The sequence below is a fragment of the Pseudomonas sp. PICF6 genome, from assembly GCF_009831705.1.
GTDB lineage: Bacteria > Pseudomonadota > Gammaproteobacteria > Pseudomonadales > Pseudomonadaceae > Aquipseudomonas > Aquipseudomonas rhizophila.
Map to the genome: position 1 here is coordinate 429,267 of NZ_WUUD01000032.1, position 2,640 is coordinate 431,906.

Annotated in this window: 3 protein-coding genes and 1 pseudogene; all 4 read left to right on the forward strand. The window is 61.6% G+C overall.

Annotation, left to right across the window (positions count from 1 at the left end; translation table 11 throughout):
• Positions 1 to 65 precede the first annotated feature (65 nt).
• Entirely contained in the window at positions 66 to 734 is a 669-nt protein-coding gene (locus GSM73_RS22535; protein ID WP_047226098.1) for an amino acid ABC transporter permease, read from the forward strand.
• Entirely contained in the window at positions 731 to 1,381 is a 651-nt protein-coding gene (locus tag GSM73_RS22540) for an amino acid ABC transporter permease (protein ID WP_076383065.1), read from the forward strand. Before GSM73_RS22535 ends, GSM73_RS22540 begins: the two co-directional genes overlap by 4 nt.
• Positions 1,368 to 2,105 carry an amino acid ABC transporter ATP-binding protein gene (locus GSM73_RS22545; protein ID WP_076383066.1) on the forward strand — a complete coding sequence of 246 codons (738 nt, stop codon included), beginning with the start codon at positions 1,368 to 1,370 and terminating at the stop codon, positions 2,103 to 2,105. Before GSM73_RS22540 ends, GSM73_RS22545 begins: the two co-directional genes overlap by 14 nt.
• A gap of 177 nt (positions 2,106 to 2,282) precedes the next feature.
• Positions 2,283 to 2,640, forward strand: a pseudogene (locus GSM73_RS27810) (exopolyphosphatase); the annotation flags it as partial.

The following is a 2,640-nucleotide window of genomic DNA, read 5'->3' on the forward strand; positions in this document are numbered from 1 at the left end:
ACTCCCAGACCTGGCTCAAGCAGCCGCTGCCGGCCGATCTCTGACCGTCGCCTGAGAGGTTGAGCATGGCTTATCAGTTCGATTTTATGCCGGTGGTGCAGAACACCGAGCTGCTGTTGCGCGGTGCCTTGTTCACCTTGGAGTTGACGGCCATCGGCGCGCTGCTCGGGGTTGGCCTGGGCATCGTCGGTGCCGTGGTGCGGGCGTGGCATATTCGTCCGTTCTCGGCGATCTTCGGCGTGTACGTGGAGCTGATCCGCAACACGCCATTCCTGGTGCAGCTGTTTTTCATTTTCTTCGGCCTGCCGTCCCTGGGTTTGCAGATATCCGAATGGCAAGCAGCGGTACTGGCAATGGTGATCAACCTCGGCGCCTACTCCACCGAGATCATCCGCGCCGGCATCCAGGCCATTCCGCGTGGGCAGCTGGAAGCCGCCGCGGCTCTGGCAATGAGCCGTTTCGAAGCCTTTCGTCATGTGGTGCTGCTGCCGGCGCTGGGCAAGGTCTGGCCGGCCCTGAGCAGCCAGATCATCATCGTGATGCTCGGCTCGGCGGTCTGCTCGCAGATCGCCACCGAAGAGCTGAGCTTTGCCGCCAACTTCATTCAGTCCCGTAATTTCCGCGCGTTCGAAACCTATGCACTGACCACGCTGATCTACTTGTGCATGGCGCTGTTGATCCGCCAGTTCCTGAACTGGGTGGGGCGCCGCTACATTGCCAGGAGCAGCCAATGAGCGATTTCACTTTCTGGGACGTGGTGCGCAACCTGCTCACGGGCCTGCAATGGACCCTGGCATTGTCGCTGGTGGCGTTTATCGGGGGCGGCGTGATCGGCTTGCTGGTGATGGTGCTGCGCATTTCCAAAAGCGCCCTGCCCCGCAATATTGCTCGCACCTACATCGAGCTGTTCCAGGGCACACCGCTGTTGATGCAGCTGTTCCTGGTGTTCTTCGGCGTCGCCCTGGCCGGGGTGGAAATCTCGCCGTGGATGGCAGCGGCGATTGCCTTGACGCTGTTTACCAGTGCCTATCTGGCGGAGATCTGGCGTGGCTGCGTCGACGCGATATCCAACGGCCAGTGGGAAGCCTCGGCGAGCCTGGCCCTCAACCCGCTGGAGCAGTTGCGCTACGTGATCCTGCCCCAGGCCTTGCGCATCGCCGTGGCGCCGACCGTGGGGTTTTCGGTGCAAGTGGTCAAGGGCACGGCAGTGACCTCGATCATTGGCTTTACCGAACTGACCAAGACCGGCGGCATGCTCGCCAACGCCACGTTCGAGCCGTTCATGGTGTACGGCCTGGTGGCCCTCGGTTACTTCCTGCTTTGCTACCCCTTGTCCCTCAGTGCGCGCTACCTGGAAAGGAGACTGCATGCCTCTGCTTAGAATTTCCGCCCTGCATAAATACTACGGCGATCACCACGTGCTTAAAGGCATCGACCTGAGCGTCGAGGAAGGCCAGGTCGTGGCGATCATCGGTCGCAGCGGTTCGGGCAAATCCACCCTCTTGCGCACCCTCAATGGTTTGGAGTCGATCAACGACGGCGTGATTGAAGTCGACGGCGAATACCTCGACGCCAGCCGCGCCGATCTGCGCAGCCTGCGACAGAAAGTCGGGATGGTGTTCCAGCAATTCAACCTGTTCCCGCACCTGACCGTCGGTGAGAACGTGATGCTCGCGCCGCAGGTTGTTCAAAAAGTACCCAAGGCCAAAGCGGCTGAATTGGCACGCCAGATGCTGGAGCGAGTCGGACTCGGGGAGAAATTCGACGCCTTTCCGGACCGCCTGTCCGGCGGCCAGCAACAGAGGGTCGCCATCGCCCGCGCCCTGGCGATGTCGCCAAAAGTACTGCTGTGCGACGAAATCACCTCCGCCCTGGACCCGGAACTGGTCAATGAAGTGCTCGGCGTGGTGCGACAGCTGGCCAAGGACGGCATGACCCTGATCATGGTCACCCACGAGATGCGCTTCGCCCGTGAAGTAGGGGACAAGCTGGTGTTCATGCACCAGGGCAAGGTGCATGAGACGGGGGACCCCAAGGTGCTGTTCGCCGATCCGCAGACGGTGGAACTGGCGAATTTTATCGGGACGGTCGAGTCGGCGACCTGAGGTTCTGCTGCGCCGTTTCTGGCCTCATCGCGAGCAGGCTCGCACCCACTTCGATCGCGACTCGGTCACTTGTGGGAGCGAGCCTGCTCGCGATTGACGCGAAGCGGTCGCCTTTGCGTTGGCGTAAGCGGTTGATCGTGGCAGGATGGCAAGGTTATCGACCGAGACTTTTTGACCATGCCGCCATCCCAAGCCAAGAATCTGTCCCTGATCGCAGCCATAGACCTGGGCTCCAACAGCTTCCACATGGTCGTCGCCAAGGCCCAGAACGGGGAAATCCGAATTCTTGAGCGGCTCGGCGAGAAGGTCCAACTGGCCGCCGGCATCGACGAAGAGCGCCAGCTGAGCGAGGAATCCATCCAGCGCGGGCTCGATTGCCTCAAGCGGTTCGCCCAACTGATCAACGGCATGCCCCTGGGCGCGGTACGGATCGTGGGCACCAACGCATTGCGCGAGGCGCGCAACCGCGGCGAATTCATCCACCGCGCCGAAGAGATCCTCGGCCATCCGGTGGAAGTCATTTCCGGGCGTGAAG

Bases quoted from the DNA above. Each gene is read 5' to 3' on its own strand.
- GSM73_RS22540 (WP_076383065.1), top strand. From the start codon at position 731: ATGAGCGATTTCACTTTCTGGGACGTGGTGCGCAACCTGCTCACGGGC.
- GSM73_RS22535 (WP_047226098.1), top strand. From the start codon at position 66: ATGGCTTATCAGTTCGATTTTATGCCGGTGGTGCAGAACACCGAGCTG.
- GSM73_RS22545 (WP_076383066.1), top strand. From the start codon at position 1,368: ATGCCTCTGCTTAGAATTTCCGCCCTGCATAAATACTACGGCGATCAC.